The 18,741-nt window shown below is 67.4% G+C and carries 18 protein-coding genes; 12 read left to right on the forward strand and 6 right to left on the reverse strand.

Annotated elements, in window-relative coordinates; translation table 11 throughout:
- Window positions 1–289: 289 nt before the first annotated feature.
- Both ACQ4MJ_RS14410 and ACQ4MJ_RS14415 read left to right on the forward strand, forming a co-directional pair.
- Entirely contained in the window at window positions 290–808 is a 519-nt protein-coding gene (locus ACQ4MJ_RS14410; protein WP_228899876.1) for a hypothetical protein, read from the forward strand.
- Window positions 809–863: 55 nt separating this feature from the next.
- Complete coding sequence (locus tag ACQ4MJ_RS14415) at window positions 864–1,601, forward strand: DUF4124 domain-containing protein (protein WP_431152218.1); 738 nt, start codon at window positions 864–866, stop codon at window positions 1,599–1,601.
- Window positions 1,602–1,626: 25 nt separating this feature from the next.
- On the opposite strand, the gene ACQ4MJ_RS14420 is transcribed toward ACQ4MJ_RS14415, so the two are convergent.
- Window positions 1,627–2,583: an NAD-dependent epimerase/dehydratase family protein gene (locus tag ACQ4MJ_RS14420; RefSeq protein ID WP_431152217.1), complete on the reverse strand. Its 957-nt coding sequence runs from the start codon at window positions 2,581–2,583 to the stop codon at window positions 1,627–1,629.
- Window positions 2,584–2,654: 71 nt separating this feature from the next.
- Between ACQ4MJ_RS14420 and ACQ4MJ_RS14425 the strand changes: the two genes are divergently transcribed.
- The 4 genes from ACQ4MJ_RS14425 (at window position 2,655) to ACQ4MJ_RS14440 (ending at window position 7,733) form a co-directional block, all read left to right on the forward strand.
- Window positions 2,655–3,719 carry a CDP-6-deoxy-delta-3,4-glucoseen reductase gene (locus ACQ4MJ_RS14425; protein ID WP_431152216.1) on the forward strand — a complete coding sequence of 355 codons (1,065 nt, stop codon included), beginning with the start codon at window positions 2,655–2,657 and terminating at the stop codon, window positions 3,717–3,719.
- An 11-nt stretch (window positions 3,720–3,730) separates the two neighbouring features.
- Complete coding sequence (locus ACQ4MJ_RS14430) at window positions 3,731–5,974, forward strand: PAS domain S-box protein (RefSeq protein WP_431152215.1); 2,244 nt, start codon at window positions 3,731–3,733, stop codon at window positions 5,972–5,974.
- Window positions 5,971–6,663, forward strand: a complete 693-nt coding sequence (locus ACQ4MJ_RS14435; protein WP_431152214.1) for a response regulator transcription factor — start codon at window positions 5,971–5,973, stop codon at window positions 6,661–6,663. The genes ACQ4MJ_RS14430 and ACQ4MJ_RS14435 overlap by 4 nt, the downstream gene beginning before the upstream one ends.
- 80 nt (window positions 6,664–6,743) lie before the next feature.
- Complete coding sequence (locus ACQ4MJ_RS14440; protein WP_055395087.1) at window positions 6,744–7,733, forward strand: tripartite tricarboxylate transporter substrate binding protein; 990 nt, start codon at window positions 6,744–6,746, stop codon at window positions 7,731–7,733.
- 202 nt (window positions 7,734–7,935) lie between these two features.
- On the opposite strand, the gene folK is transcribed toward ACQ4MJ_RS14440, so the two are convergent.
- From folK to hda, 4 genes are all read right to left on the reverse strand, one after another.
- Window positions 7,936–8,463 carry a 2-amino-4-hydroxy-6-hydroxymethyldihydropteridine diphosphokinase gene (gene folK / locus ACQ4MJ_RS14445; RefSeq protein ID WP_431152213.1) on the reverse strand — a complete coding sequence of 176 codons (528 nt, stop codon included), beginning with the start codon at window positions 8,461–8,463 and terminating at the stop codon, window positions 7,936–7,938.
- Entirely contained in the window at window positions 8,460–10,052 is a 1,593-nt protein-coding gene (gene pcnB, locus ACQ4MJ_RS14450; protein ID WP_431152212.1) for a polynucleotide adenylyltransferase PcnB, read from the reverse strand. Before pcnB ends, folK begins: the two co-directional genes overlap by 4 nt.
- A 63-nt stretch (window positions 10,053–10,115) precedes the next feature.
- The gene (locus ACQ4MJ_RS14455) at window positions 10,116–10,835 is read right to left on the reverse strand and encodes an HAD family hydrolase (RefSeq protein WP_431152211.1); all 720 of its coding nucleotides are present in this window, start codon (window positions 10,833–10,835) and stop codon (window positions 10,116–10,118) included.
- A gap of 38 nt (window positions 10,836–10,873) precedes the next feature.
- Window positions 10,874–11,572 (reverse strand): DnaA regulatory inactivator Hda, encoded by a 699-nt coding sequence (gene hda / locus ACQ4MJ_RS14460; RefSeq protein WP_055395116.1) that lies wholly within the window; start codon window positions 11,570–11,572, stop codon window positions 10,874–10,876.
- Between the two features lie 184 nt (window positions 11,573–11,756).
- Between hda and purM the strand changes: the two genes are divergently transcribed.
- Window positions 11,757–12,809: a phosphoribosylformylglycinamidine cyclo-ligase gene (gene purM / locus ACQ4MJ_RS14465; protein WP_121507226.1), complete on the forward strand. Its 1,053-nt coding sequence runs from the start codon at window positions 11,757–11,759 to the stop codon at window positions 12,807–12,809.
- Between the two features lie 52 nt (window positions 12,810–12,861).
- Window positions 12,862–13,962: an AI-2E family transporter gene (locus ACQ4MJ_RS14470; RefSeq protein ID WP_121419276.1), complete on the forward strand. Its 1,101-nt coding sequence runs from the start codon at window positions 12,862–12,864 to the stop codon at window positions 13,960–13,962.
- Between the two features lie 96 nt (window positions 13,963–14,058).
- Here ACQ4MJ_RS14470 and ACQ4MJ_RS14475 read toward each other — a convergent pair whose 3' ends face one another.
- Window positions 14,059–15,132 (reverse strand): extracellular catalytic domain type 1 short-chain-length polyhydroxyalkanoate depolymerase, encoded by a 1,074-nt coding sequence (locus ACQ4MJ_RS14475; RefSeq protein WP_228899844.1) that lies wholly within the window; start codon window positions 15,130–15,132, stop codon window positions 14,059–14,061.
- A gap of 309 nt (window positions 15,133–15,441) precedes the next feature.
- On the opposite strand from ACQ4MJ_RS14475, the gene ACQ4MJ_RS14480 reads away from it, so the two are divergent.
- Genes ACQ4MJ_RS14480 through ACQ4MJ_RS14495 form a run of 4 tightly spaced genes read left to right on the forward strand, consistent with a single transcriptional unit; the run spans window position 15,442 to window position 18,489 of the window.
- Entirely contained in the window at window positions 15,442–16,011 is a 570-nt protein-coding gene (locus ACQ4MJ_RS14480; RefSeq protein WP_431152210.1) for a cysteine hydrolase family protein, read from the forward strand.
- Window positions 16,012–16,026: 15 nt separating this feature from the next.
- Complete coding sequence (locus ACQ4MJ_RS14485) at window positions 16,027–16,818, forward strand: carbon-nitrogen hydrolase family protein (protein WP_431152209.1); 792 nt, start codon at window positions 16,027–16,029, stop codon at window positions 16,816–16,818.
- A complete protein-coding gene (locus ACQ4MJ_RS14490) occupies window positions 16,815–17,450 on the forward strand; it encodes a DJ-1/PfpI family protein (RefSeq protein ID WP_431152208.1) in 636 nt (211 codons plus the stop codon). Before ACQ4MJ_RS14485 ends, ACQ4MJ_RS14490 begins: the two co-directional genes overlap by 4 nt.
- Window positions 17,451–17,487: 37 nt before the next feature.
- On the forward strand, window positions 17,488–18,489 hold the full coding sequence (locus tag ACQ4MJ_RS14495; RefSeq protein ID WP_431152207.1) for a GlxA family transcriptional regulator: 1,002 nt from the start codon (window positions 17,488–17,490) through the stop codon (window positions 18,487–18,489).
- Window positions 18,490–18,741: the final 252 nt, after the last annotated feature.

Genomic DNA, 18,741 nt, shown 5'->3' on the forward strand with positions numbered 1-18,741 from the left:
CGGTCAGATATTGGGTAAAAAATTGGCCGCTTCCGCTAATCGGGCAATGGTTCATAGCTATTGTTTTTGAAGTTTCTCCACGGCAGCGCCCGGCCCCGACGGATGGGACAATAGGCGCCGTCCTACCCGGCACATCGGCAGGCAGGTCAACCAAAACGGGGGGCCACGCGCTACATTGAAAGCGGCTTCAACGCGCCAGCCTCCGAAATTTGTAACACCCCGCCGGGGTGCTTTTCGGGGACTTTACGAGCAGGGTGGAACGGCCACTCCCTGCCAGGGTCTGACCACCATGACAAACACACTTGCCCGCCTTATTTCTGCCACGGTCCTGGGCGCCGCGGTGACCGGCTGCGCCACGGTGCAGGGTGACCCGTACTACGAACCCACTCCGTACCGTGTTTATGAGCAGCCGGGTTACATCTACAACAACGCCCCGCCGGTGTACCCCGCGTATTCGGCGCCCCCAGCCGTTATCTACTACGGTGGACGTGACCGGGACGACCGCTGGGAGCGAGACCGCAACCGTAACGACTGGCGAGAACGTGAACGCGAACGGGAACGTGCCGAGCGCGACCGGCAGGCCCGGGAACGCGAGCGTGATCGCCGCGAACAGCAGGCCCGCGAGCTCGACCGCCGCCAGCGCGACCGTGACCAGGCCCTGCGCGAGCAGGCTGAGCGCGACCGCCGCGCCGCAGACGATCGCCGCAACCGCCAACCCCCTCCAGGCCGTGTTGCGCCAGGCAGCTACTCGTTTGACCCCCACGACTGGCGCTCCCGCCAACAGTCCAACAGCCCCGACAAGCCCTGACAGGGGCTGACCAGGGCTCCCACCGCCACGCTTTTGCCCACCTTGGCCGCAGACCATGAGCCTCCCCAACCGCCATCTCGCCCTCTTCCTCTGTGTGTGCGCAGCCTGGCTGGGCACAGTGGCCCACGCACAAGTGGTGCGATGCACCGACACCCGCACCGGCAAGGTGACCTATACCGACGGGGCCTGTACGGGCGGAGCGGCGGCGCGCGAAGTGGAAGCGCGCAAAACGCCGGAAGAACTCCAACTGGAACGCGAACAGGCCGCTGAGGCGCTGGAGCGCAAGCAGCAGCGGCTGCAGGCCGAGGCCACCGCCGCAGAGACCGAGGCCCGCCGCAACGCCGAGCGCGACCGGGCACGCGCTGCGCAGGCCGCTGCCGCAGCCCCACAACCGCAGGACTACGCCCGCTCCCCGGAATGTGCACGTTCGCGGCGCAATTTCGACATGGTGGCTGCAGGCCTGTCGCGCTCGACCTATGAGCAGGAACTGCGGCTCGAAGCGGCCCAGCGGCAGGTGGACCTGGACTGCCTGGGCCCCCAGGGCTATGCCGAGGTCGAAAAGGCACGTGCCAACCAGCCGCGTGTGGTGGTGGTTCCTCCCTCCAGGCACCGCCCTCTCTACCCCGATCCGTTTCCCCAGGCAGGTACCCCACAACCCCCACCACGCCTCACCCAATGTGGCGACTTTCGCTGCACCGACAACCTGGGCAACACCTACCCCCGCACAGGTCCGGGACGGTTTCCCGGGCCCGGTGGGGTCTGCCGCTCAAACGGCGGCCAGGCGCCCTGCTGATGCCACGGGCGCGTAGCAACAGGCCCTAACGTTGCGGCTGCCCGCTCAGCCCCTCGGCCACGCTGGGGTAGCGCAGCCGTAACCCCAGTTCCCGCACCATGCGCTGGTTGTCGAGCCGGCGTGACTCGCTCATGAAGCTCAGCAGCATCAGCGACAACTGCTCCTGCGCTGCAGTGCGGGGCACACGCGGGGGGCGCGGCAGGCCGTACAGGTCGGCGGCCAGGTCAAAGTAATCGCCCATCTTCAGGTGGGTGGCGTCGCTCACGTTGTAAGTGCGCTGCGGCCGCCCTTTCCACACCGCAGCCATGCAGGCGCGGGCCAGGTCATCGGCGTGGATGTGGTTGGTAAACACATCGTCTTCGGCCACCAGCACCGGCGTGCCTCTGCGCAGACGGGCCTCGGGCGTGCCGCCTTCACGGTCAGGTGCGTAGATACCCGGAATGCGCAGCACGCTGGCCCGCACACCGGCACGGCCCAGGTGGCGTACCGCAGTTTCTGCGTTCACGCGGCGCTGCGCCCGCGGGGTGCCGGGAGCCACGGCCCGCGTCTCAGGCACCAGGGCCCCCTGGCAATCGCCGTACACCCCACTCGTCGATGCATACACCAAGGACACCGGCAGGCTTCGCAGCCGCAGCGCGCGGGCCAAGGCCACGGTGCGGGGATCCAGCCACCAGGCATTTCCTCCGGCCCCTTCGCCCGGAGGGGGCGCCAGGTGCAACACCCGGGTGGCCAGCCCGGCAAGCCTGCGCAGCGAAGGCGCATCGTCCAAATTGCCCACGATGGGCCTGGCTCCCAGGGCGCGCAGCCCCGCGACCCGCGAGGGGCTGGACGTGAGCGCCATCACCCGCATGCGTGCGGCGCCGGGGCCTGATTGCAGATCGCGCAGGATGCGTTGACCTACATCACCGCAACCCACGATCAGGAGGCGTTCACGGCGAAAGCGCGCAGGGAGGGCGCCAAGGGGGCTTTGTATTGAAGGCAAAATTGGGTCCGTTTGCTTGGCTTTTGCTGGGCCGATAGTTTGATCGAAGACGATTCCAAGGATACCCACACATGACCAGCGCAGAGGCTGCAACCCCCGCAGCGTTCCAGATCACCGTGCAGCCCAGCGGCCGCGCTTTCAGTGCCAATGCGGGCGAGGCCATCCTGTCCGCCGCCATCCGCAGCGGCGTGGGCCTGCCCTACGGCTGCAAGGACGGCGCCTGTGGTTCGTGCAAGTGCAAGAAGATCAGCGGCGCCGTGCACCACGGCGAACACCAGTCCAAGGCACTCACGGCCGATGAAGAGGCTGCAGGCCTGGTGCTGACCTGCTGCGCGCAACCGCTGACCGACGTGGTGCTCGAATCACGCCAGGTCACTGACGAAAGCGCGTATCCGATCAAGAAGATGCCGGTGCGCGTATCTACCCTGGAAAAAAAATCCCACGACGTGATGCAGGTGCGCCTGCAGCTGCCCGCCGCCGATACCTTCCGCTACCACGCGGGCCAGTACATCGAATTCATCCTGCGGGATGGCGCCCGCCGGGCCTACTCGATGGCCAACGCGCCCCACACGCAGGCTGAAGCGCCGGGCGTGGAGCTGCACATCCGCCACATGCCGGGCGGCAAGTTCACCGACCATGTGTTCGGCGCGATGAAGGAAAAGGAAATCCTGCGGGTGGAAGGCCCGTTTGGCAGTTTTTTCCTGCGCGAGGACTCCGACAAGCCCATCGTGCTGCTGGCCTCGGGCACGGGCTTTGCGCCCATCAAGGCACTGATCGAGCACATGCAGTTCAAGGGCATCACACGCCCGACCGCGCTGTATTGGGGCGGCCGCCGGCCGGGCGACCTGTACCTGCATGACTGGGTGCTGGCGCGTGCGGCCGAAATGCCCCACCTCACCTACGTGCCCGTAGTGTCCGATGCCATGCCCGAAGACGGTTGGACTGGCCGCACCGGCTTTGTGCACCAGGCGGTGATGGACGACTTTGCCGACCTCTCGGGCCACCAGGTGTATGCCTGCGGGGCGCCCATCGTGGTGGACTCGGCCCGCGATGCCTACAGTGCACAGCGCGGCCTGCCCGCAGAAGAGTTCTATGCGGATGCCTTCACCTCCGAGGCGGACAAGCACGGCGGCTGACCGGGGCGCACATGCCAACCACCCCGGCTGAGCCCGCTGCACCCCGTGCGCCGCTGGCGCTGCCGCCTCCCGGCACTGCGCTCCCACCAGGGCGGATTTCGCGATGGCGCGCCGCAGTGCGCGGCACGGGCCCCATGGCGGCCGTGGTGGGGCTGGCGGTGCTCCTGGTGCTGGGCGCGGGAGAATGGGCAACCCAGAGCGAACTCGATAACCAGTGGGACAACCTGCGCCGCTCGGGCGAGGTGCAGGCCCTGGCACTGCGCGGCGTGGCCACCCGCTACAGCTATCTGCCCTTCACGGCGGCGCAGCAGCCGCTGATTGCCGAGTTGCTGCACAACCCCGGCGCACAACCGCTGCGCAGCGCTGCCAATGCCTACCTGCAGACCATCAATGCCAATGCAGGCTCGGACACGCTGTATGTGATGAACACCGACGGGCTCACGGTAGCCTCCAGCAACTGGGATACCCCCACCAGCTTCGTGAACCAGAACTACGGCAACCGCCCGTATTTCCGCGATGCACTGCAAGGGCAGCCGGGGCGGTTTTACGGCGTGGGCAAGACCACCGGCGAACCTGGGCTTTTTGCATCGGCACCCGTGGTGGAAAACGGCCGGGTGATCGGCGTCGTGGCCGTGAAGGTGTGGATGCAGCCCATCGTGGACACCTGGGCGCAACTGCGCGACCCGGTCTTCGTGACCGACGAGCGCGGCATCCTCTTTCTCGGCTCGGTACTCCCCTGGCTGTACCAGACCACGCGCCCACTGCCCGAGCAGGACGTGCAGCAGGTGCAATTCGACGAGCAGTATGGCGCACGCTGGACACCCCAGCCCGTGCCCTGGAAAACGCTCCAGCGCGACGGCCAGCCAGGCACCGAGATCCTCGTGCCCGGCACCGGCAAGCGCTATCTGGCCCTTGAAGAGCGCCTGCCCGATCTGGGCTGGACGCTGACCCTCACGGCCGACAGCAAGGCCATCGCCCTGGCGCGCCAACAGGCCTGGGCACTGGCGAGCCTGGCGTCGGGCCTGCTGGTGCTCGGTGCACTGTACTGGCAGCTGCGCGAACGGCGCCTGCAAGAGAACCGGCAGGCCCGCATCGAGCTGGAGCAGCGCGTCCAGGAGCGCACCCATGCACTGCAGCAGGCGCAGGCATTTCGCCAGTCGATGGAAGACTCGCTGCTGGTGGGCATGCGCGCGCGCGACCTCGAAGGCCGCATCGTCTACGTGAACGCCGCCATGTGCGACATGGTGGGCTACAGCGCAGACGAGCTGATCGGCTGCCTGCCGCCCTACCCCTACTGGCACCCGGACGACCTGGACCGGCACTGGAACGACAGCGACACCGCCCTGGCCGGCAAAGCCGCGCCCCAGGGCAACGAAAACCGGCTGCGGCACCGCAATGGCTCCGACGTGTACACCATGTTCTACACCGCACGCCTCATCGACGGCAACGGCCAGCACATCGGCTGGATGAGTTCGGTGGTGGACATCACCGCCCAAAAACGCGCCGAAGAACAGCAGCAGCAGCGCGAGGCCCAGCTGCAGCGCGTGCAGCGTGTGATCACCGTGGGCGAGATGGCCTCCACGCTGGCGCACGAGCTGAACCAGCCACTGGCCGCCCTGGTCAACTACGCCGCCGCAGCGCGCTCACTGGCGGCGCAGGGCAAAACCGAGCTGCTGAACGACAGCCTCACCGCACTCTCCAGCCAGGCCCTGCGCGCCGCCGACATCGTCGGCCGCATCCGCCGCTGGGTGCGCCAGCACCCCGAGGCCCGCGAGCCCTGCGACCTCAATGCCGCCGTGGACCAGTCCCTGGGCCTGCTCCTGCGCGCCGAGGCGCGGCGGCACGGGGTGGCGGTGCGGCTGGACCTGGCCCACGGCCCGCTGCGCGTGAATGCCGACCGCGTGCTGCTCGAACAGGTGGTGCTGAACCTGGGCCTCAATGCCTTGCAGGCCATGCAGGCGATGCGCGCAGATGCCCCGCCGCCCGAGGCGCACGAACTATTGCTGCGCACCACGGCCGATACCCGGTTTGCCTGCCTCGAAGTGCTGGACCGGGGGCCCGGCCTGCCACCGGAGATCGCCGAACGCCTGTTCGAGCCCTTCTTCACCACCCGTTCCGACGGCCTCGGGCTGGGCCTGAACATCTGCCGCTCCATTGTCGAAAGCATGGGCGGCGAGCTGCTGGCGCGCAACCGCGACGGCGGCGGCGCCGTGTTTGAGATCCGGTTGCCCCGCATTTTCTTGCCCCCACCATGACCGACAGCCATCCGACCACTCCCGTCACCGTCAACACCACAGTTCCCGCGAATGTCTACGTCGTGGACGACGACGAGGGCGTGCGCAACTCCCTGGCCGCCCTGCTGCTGGCCGGTGGCCATGCGCCCCGCACGTTTGCCAGCGGCCCTGAGTTCCTGGCCCGCGCCGACCTCGCCCACCCGGGCTGCGTGCTGCTGGACCTGCGCATGGACGGCATGAGCGGCCTGCAGGTGTTCGATGCGCTGCGCGAGCGCAATGCCGTGCTCAAGACCGTGTTCCTGTCCGCCCATGGCGAACTGTCTTCCGCCGTCACCGCCGTCAAGCAAGGGGCCGTGGACTGGCTCGAAAAACCCTGCGACGAGCAAACCCTGCTGGCCGCCGTGCTCCGGGCCGCGAACCTGTCGCTGGAAGACGCACAGCGCGCACAGCGGCGCAACACCTTGCGGGAGCGCTGGAACACGCTGAGCCCGCGCCAGCAAGAGGTGGCGCGCCTGCTGGCCACCGGCATCAGCAGCAAGGAGGTGGCCCGCGCGCTGGCCCAGCGCGACCCGGAGCGGCCTATCGACCCGCGCACGGTGGACACGCACCGCTCTGCCATCTTCCTGAAACTGGACATCCGCTCGTCGCACGAGCTGGGCATGCTGGTGGAAGATCTGGGGCTGGCAGAAAACACGTTGCGCACGCTGTGACAGCCCTCCACAGGCACCCTCCACAGCTGCCGTCCACCAGTTTTCGTAAGCAGTCTTATTATTTTTTGCACAATGGCACCATGAACCGCAGAAACCACCTCATCGCCAGTGCCGCTGTTGCAGCGGCTTTTTCATCCCCCTTCGCGGCCTCGGTCGCGCTTGCGCAGGACTCCGGCCAGCCCATCCGTCTGGTCGTGCCCTACGCACCCGGTGGGCCCATCGACGTGACGGCGCGTGCACTGGCCGAGCGCGTGCGCGACTCGCTGGGCACCGTGATCATTGAAAACAAGGGCGGTGCCGGCGGCAACATCGGTGCCGACGCCATTGCCAAAGCCGCACCCGATGGCCTGACCATCGGCATCGCCGCCACGGCCACGCATGCAGTGAACCCCTGGCTGTACGCCAAGATGCCCTACGACGCGGGCAAGGACTTCGCGGGCATCACGCAGATGGTGCGTGTTCCCAACGTGCTGGTCATCAACGCCGCCAAAGCCGAGCAGCTCAAGATCAACACCCTGGCCGACCTGATCGCCTACGCCAAGGCCAACCCCGCCAAGCTCAACTACGGCAGTGGCGGCAATGGCAGCGCGGGCCACTTGGCAGGTGAGATGTTCAAGCAGCGCGCGGGCATCTTTGCGCTCCACATCCCCTACCGCGGCGCCAACCCCGCGCAGCTGGCACTGCTGGCGGGCGAAGTGGACTTCAACATCGACAACCTAGCGGCCGCCGCACCCAACATCCGTGCCGGCAAGCTCAAGGCCCTGGCCGTGACCTCGCTGGACGCCTCGCCCTCGCTGCCGGGCGTGCCGCCCCTGTCCGCTACATTCAAGGGCTTTTCCATCGACACCTGGTGGGGCCTCGTGGCACCCGCAGCCACGCCCAAGCCCATCATCGACAAGCTGAACAAGGCCTTTGTAGCCGCCCTCAATGCGCCAGAAACCAAGACCCGCTTTGGAGCCTTGCTGGCCGAACCCGTACCCACCACACCGCAGCAGTTCGACAGCTTCATGGCCAGCGAACGCGCGAAGTACCAGCAGGTGGTGAAGGCGTCCGGCGCGAAGGTGGATTGACCCCCTGAGCGGCAGTATCTCAACCCCCAAGAGGGACGCCACCCGTGGCCCGGCAAAGCCGGTTCCACGGTGGCACTGGCGTTGGGCTGCGCCAGTTTCATCCGGTGCGGGTCCATCCGTCGCGCAGGGTAATATTTTTAAGCTTTTTTTAGCCTCTAGCGCTTATCTACAAAGCGCTAGCAGCTCCTGATTTAGAAGCAAATCATCTACCCACCACCGCGTCCGCCCAACCCGGGCCTTCGAGCCGGTGGATGTCCTGCAATGCCACGGCCTGCAGCGCTGCGGCATCCACCCGCTCTGGCGCAAGATCGGCCAGGGGGCGCAGCACAAACGCGCGTTCGGCCATCCGAGGGTGGGGCACGGTGAGCTCGGGGGTGTCGATGGCCTGGCCGCCAAACCACAGGATGTCCAGATCCAGCGTGCGCGGGGCGTTGCGGTAGGGGCGCTGGCGGCCAGCGGCTTGTTCGATGGATTGCAGGGCCTGCAGCAGGGGCTGCGGGGCCAGTGCCGTGGTCAGCTCGGCCACGGCATTGAGGTAGTCGGGCCCACCGGCATCGACCGGCGCGCTGCCGTAGAGCGGCGACACGCGTGTGACCCGGGTGCCTGGCAACTGGTCGATTGCCGCCAAAGCATTGCGCAAGGCCGTCTCACGCTCGCCGAGATTGGCGCCCAGGCCCACGTAGACCAGGGCGGGCCGTTCGCGCTCGTCGCCGAGGTCCGGCAGATTCACTCGCCCGCCGCCGCAGGGGCTGCGCCTTCGCCGCCTCCCGCACCACCGGGCTTGCGACGGCGGCGGCGGCGCTTCTTGGGGGCACCACCTTCGGAGGGGAACTCAGCGTCGCTGTCGACCGGTCCGGCGTCTGACCCTTGGGGCAAGCCGCGCGGATCGGGGGCGGGTGCAGCGCGGGGCACGCGCTTGACCACGGGCTGCGCTTTCTGGCGGGCTTTCTGTTCTTCTTTTGCCTGGTCCATCAGGTCATCACGGCGCTCATCGTCGGCGGTCTGGAAGTCCTGCCACCACTCGGCCAGCGCTTCTTCCACCTCACCCACATCGGCGCGCAAGCGCATGAAGTCGAAACCGGCGCGAAAGCGCGGCTGCATCACCATGCCAAACGGTGTGTTGCCCACGCGCTTTTCAAAACGCGGTTGCATGACCCAGATCTCGCGCATGTCGGCGGCCAGTTTGCCCCGGCCGGACACATCACCAATGCGCTTGTCGAACACCTCGTCGATGGCCTCCTGCAGCGCGGGCAGCGGGTGCTGGCGCTGGTTCAGGCGCGTCTGCCAGCCATTGCGCACGTCTTCCCACAGCACGCAGGCCAGGAGGAAGCTCGGGGCGACGGGCTTGCCTTCGTTGACGCGGCGGTCGGTGTCCACCAGGGCGGCTTTGACAAACGGCGTATCGGCGCGCTCCACGGCCACGTCCAACAGCGGGTAGATGCCCTTGGCCATGCCCAGCTTGCGCAACTGTTCAATGGTGGCAATGGCGTGGCCGGTTTGCAGCAGCTTGAGCATTTCGTCGAACATGCGGCTCTGCGGCACCTCGGCCAGCAGCGCCTGCGACTGCACCAGCGGGGCTGCCGACTTGGCCTCGATGCTGAAACCCAGGCCGCTGAGCTTGGCTGCAAAGCGCACGGCACGGATGATGCGCACCGGGTCTTCGCGGTAACGCGTGGCGGGGTCGCCAATCATGCGCAGTGTCTTCTTCTTGGCGTCCTGCAGGCCCTTGTGGTAGTCGACCACGATCTGGCTCACCGGGTCGTAGTACATGGCGTTCACGGTGAAGTCGCGGCGCGTGGCGTCTTCGTCCTGCGGGCCCCAGACGTTGTCGCGCAGCACGCGTCCGCTGGCATCCACAGCGTGCTGCATGCCCGACAGCTGGGCCTTGCTGGTCTTTTCGTTGCCCGCCACCTGGCCTGCAGCGGCGTTGTCCAGGTAAGCGCGGAAGGTGGAGACCTCGATCACTTCATGCTCACGCCCCCGGCCGTGCACCACGTGCACGATGCGAAAGCGCTTGCCGATGATGAAGGCGCGGCGGAACAGCCCCTTGACCTGCTCGGGCGTGGCGTTGGTGGCCACGTCAAAGTCCTTGGGGCGCAGGCCCAGCAGCAGGTCGCGCACGGCGCCGCCGACGATGTAGGCCTCAAAACCTGCTTGCTTGAGCGTGGCAACCACCTCGGCAGCACGGCGGTCCACCAGTTCGGGGTTGATGCCGTGCACCGAGGCGGGCACCTCCTCGCGCTTGCCGAAGTGGGGCTTGCCGCCCGAGGTGCCGGGCGTCGATTTGCCCATCAGTTTGTCTAGGAACTTCTTGATCATGGAGTGAAAGGTTTCAGGGGGTCGGGCACGAAACGGCGGCTGGTGGGGGCTGCAAGGCGCTCATCATTCAGCTGGTGGTGCAGGCGTTTCGGCATCGGCCGCAAACAGGTCCAGTATGCGCCAGCCGCGCTCCTGGGCCAGGGCGCGCAGGCGCGGGTCGGGGTTGGTGGCCACCGGGTGGTTCACCTTCTCCAGCAGGGGCACGTCGTTCATCGAGTCGCTGTAGAACGTGCTTTCGACATCTCCCCAGGCCAGTTGCCGCTCGGCCAGCCATTGTTCCATGCGGCGCACCTTGCCTTCGCGCATGGTGGGAATGCCGTCGATCTCGCCGGTGTACCAGCCGCTGGCGTCGCGCACCAGTTGCACGGCCAGAAGTTGCGACACGCCCAGCGCCTGCGCGATGGGCGTGGTCACAAATTCGTTCGTGGCAGTGACGATCAGCACCTCGTCGCCTGCAGCCTGGTGCTGGCGGATGAGGTGGAGCGCCATTGGTTTGATGGCCGGGGTGATGACCTCGCGCATGAACTGCTGGTGCGCGGCCGCCGCCGCCTCGGGCCCGCGCAGGCGCACCGCCTCGGTCGCAAAACGCACGTAGTCGTGCACATCGAGCGTGCCAGCCTGGTAGTGGGCGTAGAACTCGTCGTTGCGGCGCGCGAACTCCACGGGGTCGTTCCAGCCGATGCGGATGGTGAATTCGCCCCACTCGTAATCAGAGTCGAGCGGCAGCAGCGTGTGGTCCAGGTCAAACAGCGCAAGCCGCAAGCGGCGGGGTTCAGAAGTCATTCAGGTTCACACGTAAAAAAAGACGTGGGGGCACGGCGTTATTCCGATTCCAACATTGTCTTGAGCAAGGGAATCGTGATGGCGCGCTGGGTGCGCAAGGCAAAGGCATCCAGCTGGTCCAAGAGCTGCATGAGGCTGCCCAGGTCGCGCGAGAAGCGGTTGAGCATGTAGTCCATGACTTCGTCGCCCAGGAACACGCCACGTGCGTCGGCCTCCTGGCGCAGCACGGCGCGGCGCTCGGCCTCGCCCAGCAGCTGCAACTGGAACACATGGCCCCAACCCAGGCGGCTGCGCAGGTCGTCGCGCAAGGGCAGGTCTGCCGGGGGCAGGTTGCCAGCAGCCAGCACCCAGCGCTGGCTGCCGCTGGCGGGGCTGATGGCGTTGACGAACCAATTGAACGCGGTGGCCTGCTGGGCTGTGCTGTACAGGTGCACGTCGTCCATGAGCACGGCTGCCCAGTTTTCGTCGAAATCAGGGGGTTCGGCGACGGCCGGGTCGAGCCAGCCTACGCTGGAGCCCTGCTCGCGCAGGGCCTGGCGCACGGCCTGGAGCAAATGGGTCTTGCCACTGCCGGGCTCGCCCCACAGGTAGGTGGGCACGGGGGAGCGGGTGGCCTCGCTGCTGCCTTCGCCAGCGGCCAGGCGCAGATGTTGCAGGGCGGCTTCATTGGGGCCTGCATAAAACCGGGCCAGCGTGGGCCCTGTGGCCAGGCCGATGTCCAGTGCCAGTTGCTTCATCATGGCTGCCGCCCACAGGCACGCAGGCAGAGGGTTGGGGCACGAAACAGCATGGGCTTGAAGGACAAAACAGGGCGGTGTGAAGGGGTGAGCGGGTGGCACTGGGTGCGCAACCCGTAAAATCTGGGCAAATTTTAGTCTGCTGCGCACGCTGTTCCGTGCCGTCCCTGCCTTGAGCACCCCTATGAGCACCTCTGCCACCTCCCCCACCCCCCTGTCCTACAAAGACGCTGGCGTTGACATCGACGCGGGCGATGCCCTGGTCGAACGCATCAAACCCCTGGCCAAGAAGACCATGCGCGAAGGTGTGCTGGCGGGTATTGGCGGCTTTGGCGCGCTGTTCGAAGTGCCCAAGCGCTACAAGGAGCCGGTGCTGGTCTCCGGCACCGACGGCGTGGGCACCAAGCTCAAGCTGGCGTTTGAATGGAACATGCACGACACCGTGGGCATCGACCTGGTGGCCATGAGCGTGAACGACGTGCTGGTGCAAGGCGCCGAGCCCCTGTTCTTCCTGGACTACTTCGCCTGCGGCAAGCTCGATGTGGACACGGCTGCGGCCGTGGTGGGCGGCATCGCCAAGGGTTGCGAACTGAGCGGCTGCGCGCTGATCGGCGGCGAAACGGCCGAAATGCCCGGCATGTACCCTGCCGGTGAATACGATCTGGCCGGCTTTGCCGTGGGTGCGGTCGAAAAGTCCAAGATCCTGACCGGCAAGGACGTCAAGCCCGGCGACGTGGTGCTGGGCCTGGCCAGCCATGGTGTGCATTCCAACGGTTTCAGCCTGGTGCGCAAGTGCATCGACCGCGCCGAAGCCGCTGGCACCCTGCCCGCCACGCTGGACGGCAAGCCCTTCAAGCAGGCCATCATGGAACCCACCCGCCTGTACGTAAAGAATGTGCTGGCTGCGCTGGCGGTCCATCCGATCAAGGCCCTGGCCCACATCACCGGTGGCGGCCTGCTGGAGAACATCCCCCGCGTGCTGCCCGAAGGCACGGCCGCCCATCTGACCAAGGGAAGTTGGCCCCAGACCGAGCTGTTTGCCTGGCTGCAAAAGACCGCCGGCATCGACGACATCGAGATGAACCGCACCTTCAACAACGGCATTGGCATGGTGGTGGTGGTGGATGCCGCCAACGCTGAGGCCACAGCCGCCACGCTGCGCGCTGCGGGCGAGCAGGTGTACACGATTGGCACGATCGCTGCGCGCGGCGAAGGCGCCGCCGTGGTGGTGGCCTGATCGCCCCCGCCCGCGTTCATTCAACCCCACCGCACACGACCAGTTTCAGCGCATGGCGCAGCGCCCCCCTTCTGCCCCCGTCGCCCCCGCACCGCCCGAGCCCACCACGCTGCCACCGCGCGCCCTGACCCGGGGCGTTGTGGTGGCCAGCTACCTGCTGGTGGCGGCCGTGCTGCTGCTGGTGATGTGGCGCGGCCTGCTGCCGGGCCTGTTGTGCGTGTGCCTGGGCTTTCTGCTCACGCGGGCCCTCACGCGCTGGTTTGCCCAGGGCCTGGGACGGGTGCAGCGCCAGTCCACCCCTTCCGCCCGCAGCCTGCGGGTGGCGCAGGTGGTGGCGGCAGGTCTGGTCATGCTGCTGCCGCTGGCGCTGCTGGCCGCCGGACTGACGCACTCGCGGGGTTATCTGGTCGATGCCCCGCAGCAATACCGTGAGCTGCTCAACTACATGGCGCGCACGGTGCTGGAGCTGCGGCTGAAGCTGCCTGCCGACATGGCGGCCCACCTGCCCGAGGGCGCGGCTGAAATCCAGCGCATCATCGCCAACTACCTGGGCGCCAAGGCCGGCGCGCTGGCCATGGCCGGGCGCGCCTGGCTGGCAGGGCTGCTGTTTGCCTATGTGGGCCTGCTCATCGGCGCGCTGGCGGCCGTGCGCCCACCAGCCCTCGCGCGCGGCCCGCTGGCCCAGCAGCTCAAGCTGCGCATCACACTGTTTGGCGAGGCGTTCCGGCAGATCGTGGCCGCGCAGTTCTGGATTGCGGCGTTCAACACCCTGCTCACCGCGCTGTTCCTGCTGTTTGTGCTGCCGCTGTGGAATCTGGAGCTGCCCTACACGCCCGTGCTGATCACGTTCACGTTCATTGCCGGGCTCGTGCCCATCGTGGGCAACCTGGTGTGCAACGTGGTCATCACCATCGTGGGGCTGTCGGTGTCGCCGCTGGCGGCGGCCGCCTGCCTGGGCTTTCTGATCCTGATCCACAAGGCCGAATACGTGATCAACGCCAAGGTGGTGGGCCGCCGCACGCAGATGGGCGTGTGGGAGCTGCTGAGCGTGATGTTCGTGGCCGAGGCCGTGTTTGGCCCCGCCGGGCTGGTGGCGGCCCCGCTGTTTTATGCCTACCTCAAGAAGGAGCTGGTGGCAGCGCGGCTGGTATAGCCGACCATGGATGCTGCCACGGGCAGCATCAAACACCACATTCACTACAAATTTAATAGCTGCTCGCGCTTGACAGATAAGCGCTAGAGCCTATTTTTATTCATTTTTTGCAAACTGCCGCGCCACAAAGGCCCACACCAGGGCCGAGGCATCCGGCCCGGCCGGGTCGCTGAACGGCAATTGCGCCACGCCGCCGCTCCAGGCGTGGGCCAGCCCCGCCACTTCGCGCAGCGCCACCACGGTGCGGCCCCGGGTCTTGAATTCGGTCACCCGCATGGCATGGCGCTGGCCACGCTGCAGGGTGCGCAAGGCTCCGGCCCGCGCGCCCAGCGCGTCCGCCCACAGCAGGGCCGTGGCCGCCGCGTTACGCACCGAGACCACACCATCGGCATCGCCATGCAGCACCAGCAGGGGCGGCAGCGGCAGCGCGGAAGGGGTTGCGCCCTGGTTGAGGGAGACACCCAGGGGCTCTGGCAGGTGCGCAGCGCGCCGCCCGTGCATGGCGGCCAGCGCCGTGGCGGCCGATTCGGCCGTGCCCGGTGCCACCCCGGAATGCATGGCCACGGCACAGAACCGCTGGGGATAGAGCGCGGCCATCAGCACGGCCATGCTGGCACCGGCCGACAAGCCCGCCACGGCCACACGGGCCAGGTCCACCGGGTAGCGGCGCGCCACCTTGTCCACCGCAGCCAGCAGCGTGGCTGCCTCGGCCTGGGCCTTGCCGTTGCGGCGCTCAAACCAGTTCCAGCATCCATGGGCGTTGGCCATGCGCTCCTGCTCAGGGTACAGCACCAGAAAACGCTCGCGCGCGGCCAGCCGGTTCATGCGCGTGGCTGCAGCCAGATCGCCCCCCGTCTGGCCGCAGCCATGCAGCATGACCAGCAAGGGCAGTTTCTCGTCTGCTTTCAGCGCCAGCCCTGGCGGGATGTAGAGGTGGTAGCGCCGCGCGCCCGCAGGCCCGGGTGCAACGCCACCGACCCACTCTCCGCGAGCGGGCACGGGCTTGCTGGCCGCGCGCCGGGCTGGCACCGCTGGCGCAGGCACCACCCGGCGCGGCGCAGCCGGGGCCTTGGCGCGCACAGGGCGCGCCGCCCGGGCAAAGGCCTTCAGGTTGCGCTGGTAGGCCCGCGTCAGCGCTGACAGGGAAAACAAGCGGGAGCGTCTGGCCATGGCAAGGAGTTGTGTAGTGGGTGGGCTGTAGAGGTCAAAAATTTAGGGAAAACCCTAATCACCATAACAGCTTATGCGGCTCACCGCGCAAAACTATCAATTTGATAGCTACAAAACATTACCCACAAATCGTTAGTCGCCTTTTTCCAGACAACCCCATGGCCCGCTTGCCCACCATTCCCAGTGAAACCTCACCAAGACCTCCACCGATGGCGTAAATTGATCGAAACCTGTCCCGTCTGGCGCGGACTCCACGCCTTAGCTTAATAAAAATAGAGGCTTCAAACCATCCATCGAAAGAAGCACACCATGAAAACATGTCTGATAGTGATTGACGTCCAGGAGTCCTTTCGCCACCGCCCTTACTTCACCACGCACGACCTGCCCGCCTATCTGCAGGCCCAGAACGCCCTGATCGAAGGCTGCGTGGCGCGCGGCGTGCCGGTGGTGCGGGTGTTCCACAGCGAAGGCCCCGAAGTGCCCGAGAATGCGTTTTCGCAGGTGTCGGGCCAGGTGCGCGCACTCGATGGCCTGGCGCCCTTCGAGGCGGCCGCCACCTTCACCAAGTCGCGCCACAGCGCGCTGGTGGGCACGGGACTGGACGTGTGGTTGACGCGCCATGGCATCCAGCGCCTCATCATCAGCGGCATCCGCACCGAACAATGCTGCGAAACCACCACGCGCCACGCCTCGGATCTGGGCTGGGAGGTGGACTATGTGACCGACGCCACCTTGACCTGGGACATGATGCAGCCCGACGGCCAGGTGCTGTCAGCCGCCGACATCAAGACCCGCACCGCCACGGTGCTGCAGGGCCGCTTTGCCACCCTGCGCACCGTGCGGGAAGCCCTGGACGCCCTGGAAGCGGCCGCAGCCTGACCGCCGGAGAACACCATGCGCGCCACTGTCTGCGAATTGCCCTACCAACCCCATCTGCTCGAAGCTGCCTGGGTAGCACTGTGCGCCCACACCCACAGCGCGCAATCCGAGCTGGTGCTGCTGCCCGAGTTCGCCTTTGTCGAGCCGGTGTGGGAATCGCTCCCCGCCGATCCTGCACGCTGGGGCGCCGCCGTCGCACTCAGCGACGCCTGGGCAGCCCGCCTGCCCGAGCTGGGCGCCGACTGGGTGGTGGGCGCGCGCCCGGTCACTGCGGGCGGGCAGCGCCTGAACGAGGGCTTTCTCTGGTCCGCGCAGACCGGCTACGCGCCCCTGCGGCGCAAGTTCCACCTGCCCGATGAACCGGGTGGCTGGGAGGCCCAGTGGTTTGAGCGCGGTGATGCAGCATTTCCCCGTTTCAACGCCGGGCCGCTAGCCTTCGGCCTGAATATTTGCACCGAACTCTGGGCGCTGGACACCTATGCCCACTATGCGGCGCTGGGCGGGCTGCAGGCCATCCTGTCGCCGCGCGCCACAGCGGCCGCCACCACGGACAAATGGCTGGCCGTGGGCACCGTGGCCGCCGTGCGCACTGGCGCCTACAGCCTGTCGTCCAACCGCGCGGACCACGCCGCAGGCACTTATGGCGGCGCGGGCTGGGTCATCAGCCCCGATGGCGCCCTGCTCGCCCGCACCACGGCAGAACAACCCTTTTGCACCGTCGATATCGACCTGAACGCCGCAACGACTGCGCACGGCACCTACCCGCGTTATGTGTTTGCCCACCACCCTCCCCGCACCACACCGTGACCACACCATCTGCCATCAAACCCCCAAAGCCCCTGCAAGTCGCCATCCTCGTTTTTGACGAGGTGGAAGCCCTGGACCTGGGCGGCCCCTACGAAGTGTTCACCACCGCCGTGCGCATGGCGCAGCGCCTGCAGCCTGGCGCACCCGCGCCATTTGCCGTGCAGTGCGTGGCCCGCAGCCTGGCCCCCGTGCGGGCCCGCGCTGGTCTGCGCGTGCTGCCGGACGCGGACTTCGCCAACGCCACCGCGCCCGATGTGCTCATCGTGCCCGGCGGCGTGGTGGACGCCGCCGCGGCCTGCGCAGACACCCGCGCCTGGGTGGCCCAGGCGGCGCGTGGTGCGCAGATGACCGCATCGGTGTGCACAGGAGCATTCATCCTGGCAGCCGCAGGCGTGCTGACCGAAGGCCCTGCCACCACCCACTGGGAGGACATTGCTGACCTGCGGGCGCGGTTTCCCACCCTGGATGTGCGGGAAAATGTGCGCTGGGTAGACCGGGGGGCGCTGGTCACGTCGGCCGGCATCAGCGCCGGCATTGACATGAGCCTGCACCTGGTCACCCGGCTGGCGAGCGCAGCACTTGCGGAGCGCACCGCCCGCCAGATGGACACCCCGTGGAACAGGGAGCCATAAAACGCCTTGGGAGCGGCGCCTTTTTCAAGAACTTGTCATGCAGGACATAACACATTCCCCCATCCACGTGTACTTCGCCCTGCTGCCTGGCAGCCTGGTGCTGGACTGGGCCGGCCCGGCCGAGGCGCTGCGCATTGCCAACCAGACCCTGGTCGCCCTAGGCCAACCAGAGCGCTTTGTGCAGCACTTCGTGAGCCCCACGCCCGAGTCGATGTCGTCCGTGGGGGTCGCTGTCACCGGGCTGGCGCCGCTGCCTGACACACTGCCCAGCCCCGCGTGGGTGGTGCTGGTGGGCCTGGCAGGCCACCACATCGACGTGAGCGGCCCCGAAGCCCAGGCCCTGCTGCACTGGCTGCGCGGCCTGCGCCCGGTGGCGGGGCAGCTGGAGCTGGTCACCGTGTGCGCGGGCGCGGTGCTGGCCGCCCATGCAGGACTGCTGACCGGCCGGCGCGCCACCACGCACCACCTGCACCTGGACGAGCTGGCCCTGGTAGACCCACGCTGCGACGTGGCCGCCAACCGCGTGTTCGTGGCCGATGGCCCCATCTACACCAGCGCAGGCGTGACCACCGGCATCGACCTGCTGCTCCACCGCATCTCCGACATCTGCGGCCCCACGGTGGCGGTGCAGGTGGCGCAGGCCATGGTGATCGGGCTGCGCCGGGGGCCGGACGACCCGCAGTTCTCGCCGTTTCTGCACCACCGCAACCACATGCACCCCGCACTGCACCGCGTGCAGGACGCCGTGGGCCAGCAACCGCAGGCCGACTGGAGCGTGCCGCAGATGGCCGAGGTGGCACACACCTCGCCGCGCCACCTCACGCGGCTGTTTCTGGAACATGCGGGCATCGCCCCGCTGCAGTACCTGCGGCGCATCCGCCTGGCCACGGCCGAGGCCGCGCTGCGGTCTGGCCAGAACGTGACGCAGGCGGCGCTGATGGCGGGGTTCAGCTCCGACACCCAGCTGCGCCGGGCCTGGCACCAGTTCGGGCGCGGAGGCACGCCGTCGCAGGGTACGGGCCGGGCGCGCGCGCACTGAACTGCGGGCACCGGCCCGCTTCGCAGCCTCGGCCACGGCCCCAAAAGGCACCCGCCGCGACGGCACAGACACTGCCATGAAAGAGCCATCGCGCCGATGAGAATGAACGTCTGCAGGCCCCGCGCCCGCAGCAGACTCTGGACACCCTGCCCGAGGAGCGCTTTGACCGGGTCACGGCTTTTGCGGCGCACCAAGTCAAAGGCCCGGCCCAGCCTTAGAAATCTGCAGCACGTGAATCCGCAGTTTGAATTT

Source organism: Acidovorax facilis (assembly GCF_050626955.1).
GTDB classification, from domain to species: Bacteria; Pseudomonadota; Gammaproteobacteria; order Burkholderiales; family Burkholderiaceae_C; genus Acidovorax; species Acidovorax facilis.

What these genes read in the sequence shown, in the direction of transcription:
- ACQ4MJ_RS14430 (WP_431152215.1), top strand. Translation starts at nt 3,731, where the DNA reads ATGCCAACCACCCCGGCTGAGCCCGCTGCACCCCGTGCGCCGCTGGCG.
- ACQ4MJ_RS14425 (WP_431152216.1), top strand. Translation starts at nt 2,655, where the DNA reads ATGACCAGCGCAGAGGCTGCAACCCCCGCAGCGTTCCAGATCACCGTG.
- ACQ4MJ_RS14435 (WP_431152214.1), top strand. Translation starts at nt 5,971, where the DNA reads ATGACCGACAGCCATCCGACCACTCCCGTCACCGTCAACACCACAGTT.
- ACQ4MJ_RS14475 (WP_228899844.1), bottom strand. Translation starts at nt 15,132, where the DNA reads ATGGCCAGACGCTCCCGCTTGTTTTCCCTGTCAGCGCTGACGCGGGCC.
- ACQ4MJ_RS14495 (WP_431152207.1), top strand. Translation starts at nt 17,488, where the DNA reads ATGCAGGACATAACACATTCCCCCATCCACGTGTACTTCGCCCTGCTG.
- pcnB (WP_431152212.1), bottom strand. Translation starts at nt 10,052, where the DNA reads ATGATCAAGAAGTTCCTAGACAAACTGATGGGCAAATCGACGCCCGGC.
- ACQ4MJ_RS14455 (WP_431152211.1), bottom strand. Translation starts at nt 10,835, where the DNA reads ATGACTTCTGAACCCCGCCGCTTGCGGCTTGCGCTGTTTGACCTGGAC.
- ACQ4MJ_RS14470 (WP_121419276.1), top strand. Translation starts at nt 12,862, where the DNA reads ATGGCGCAGCGCCCCCCTTCTGCCCCCGTCGCCCCCGCACCGCCCGAG.
- hda (WP_055395116.1), bottom strand. Translation starts at nt 11,572, where the DNA reads ATGAAGCAACTGGCACTGGACATCGGCCTGGCCACAGGGCCCACGCTG.
- ACQ4MJ_RS14415 (WP_431152218.1), top strand. Translation starts at nt 864, where the DNA reads ATGAGCCTCCCCAACCGCCATCTCGCCCTCTTCCTCTGTGTGTGCGCA.
- ACQ4MJ_RS14440 (WP_055395087.1), top strand. Translation starts at nt 6,744, where the DNA reads ATGAACCGCAGAAACCACCTCATCGCCAGTGCCGCTGTTGCAGCGGCT.
- ACQ4MJ_RS14480 (WP_431152210.1), top strand. Translation starts at nt 15,442, where the DNA reads ATGAAAACATGTCTGATAGTGATTGACGTCCAGGAGTCCTTTCGCCAC.
- purM (WP_121507226.1), top strand. Translation starts at nt 11,757, where the DNA reads ATGAGCACCTCTGCCACCTCCCCCACCCCCCTGTCCTACAAAGACGCT.
- ACQ4MJ_RS14410 (WP_228899876.1), top strand. Translation starts at nt 290, where the DNA reads ATGACAAACACACTTGCCCGCCTTATTTCTGCCACGGTCCTGGGCGCC.
- ACQ4MJ_RS14485 (WP_431152209.1), top strand. Translation starts at nt 16,027, where the DNA reads ATGCGCGCCACTGTCTGCGAATTGCCCTACCAACCCCATCTGCTCGAA.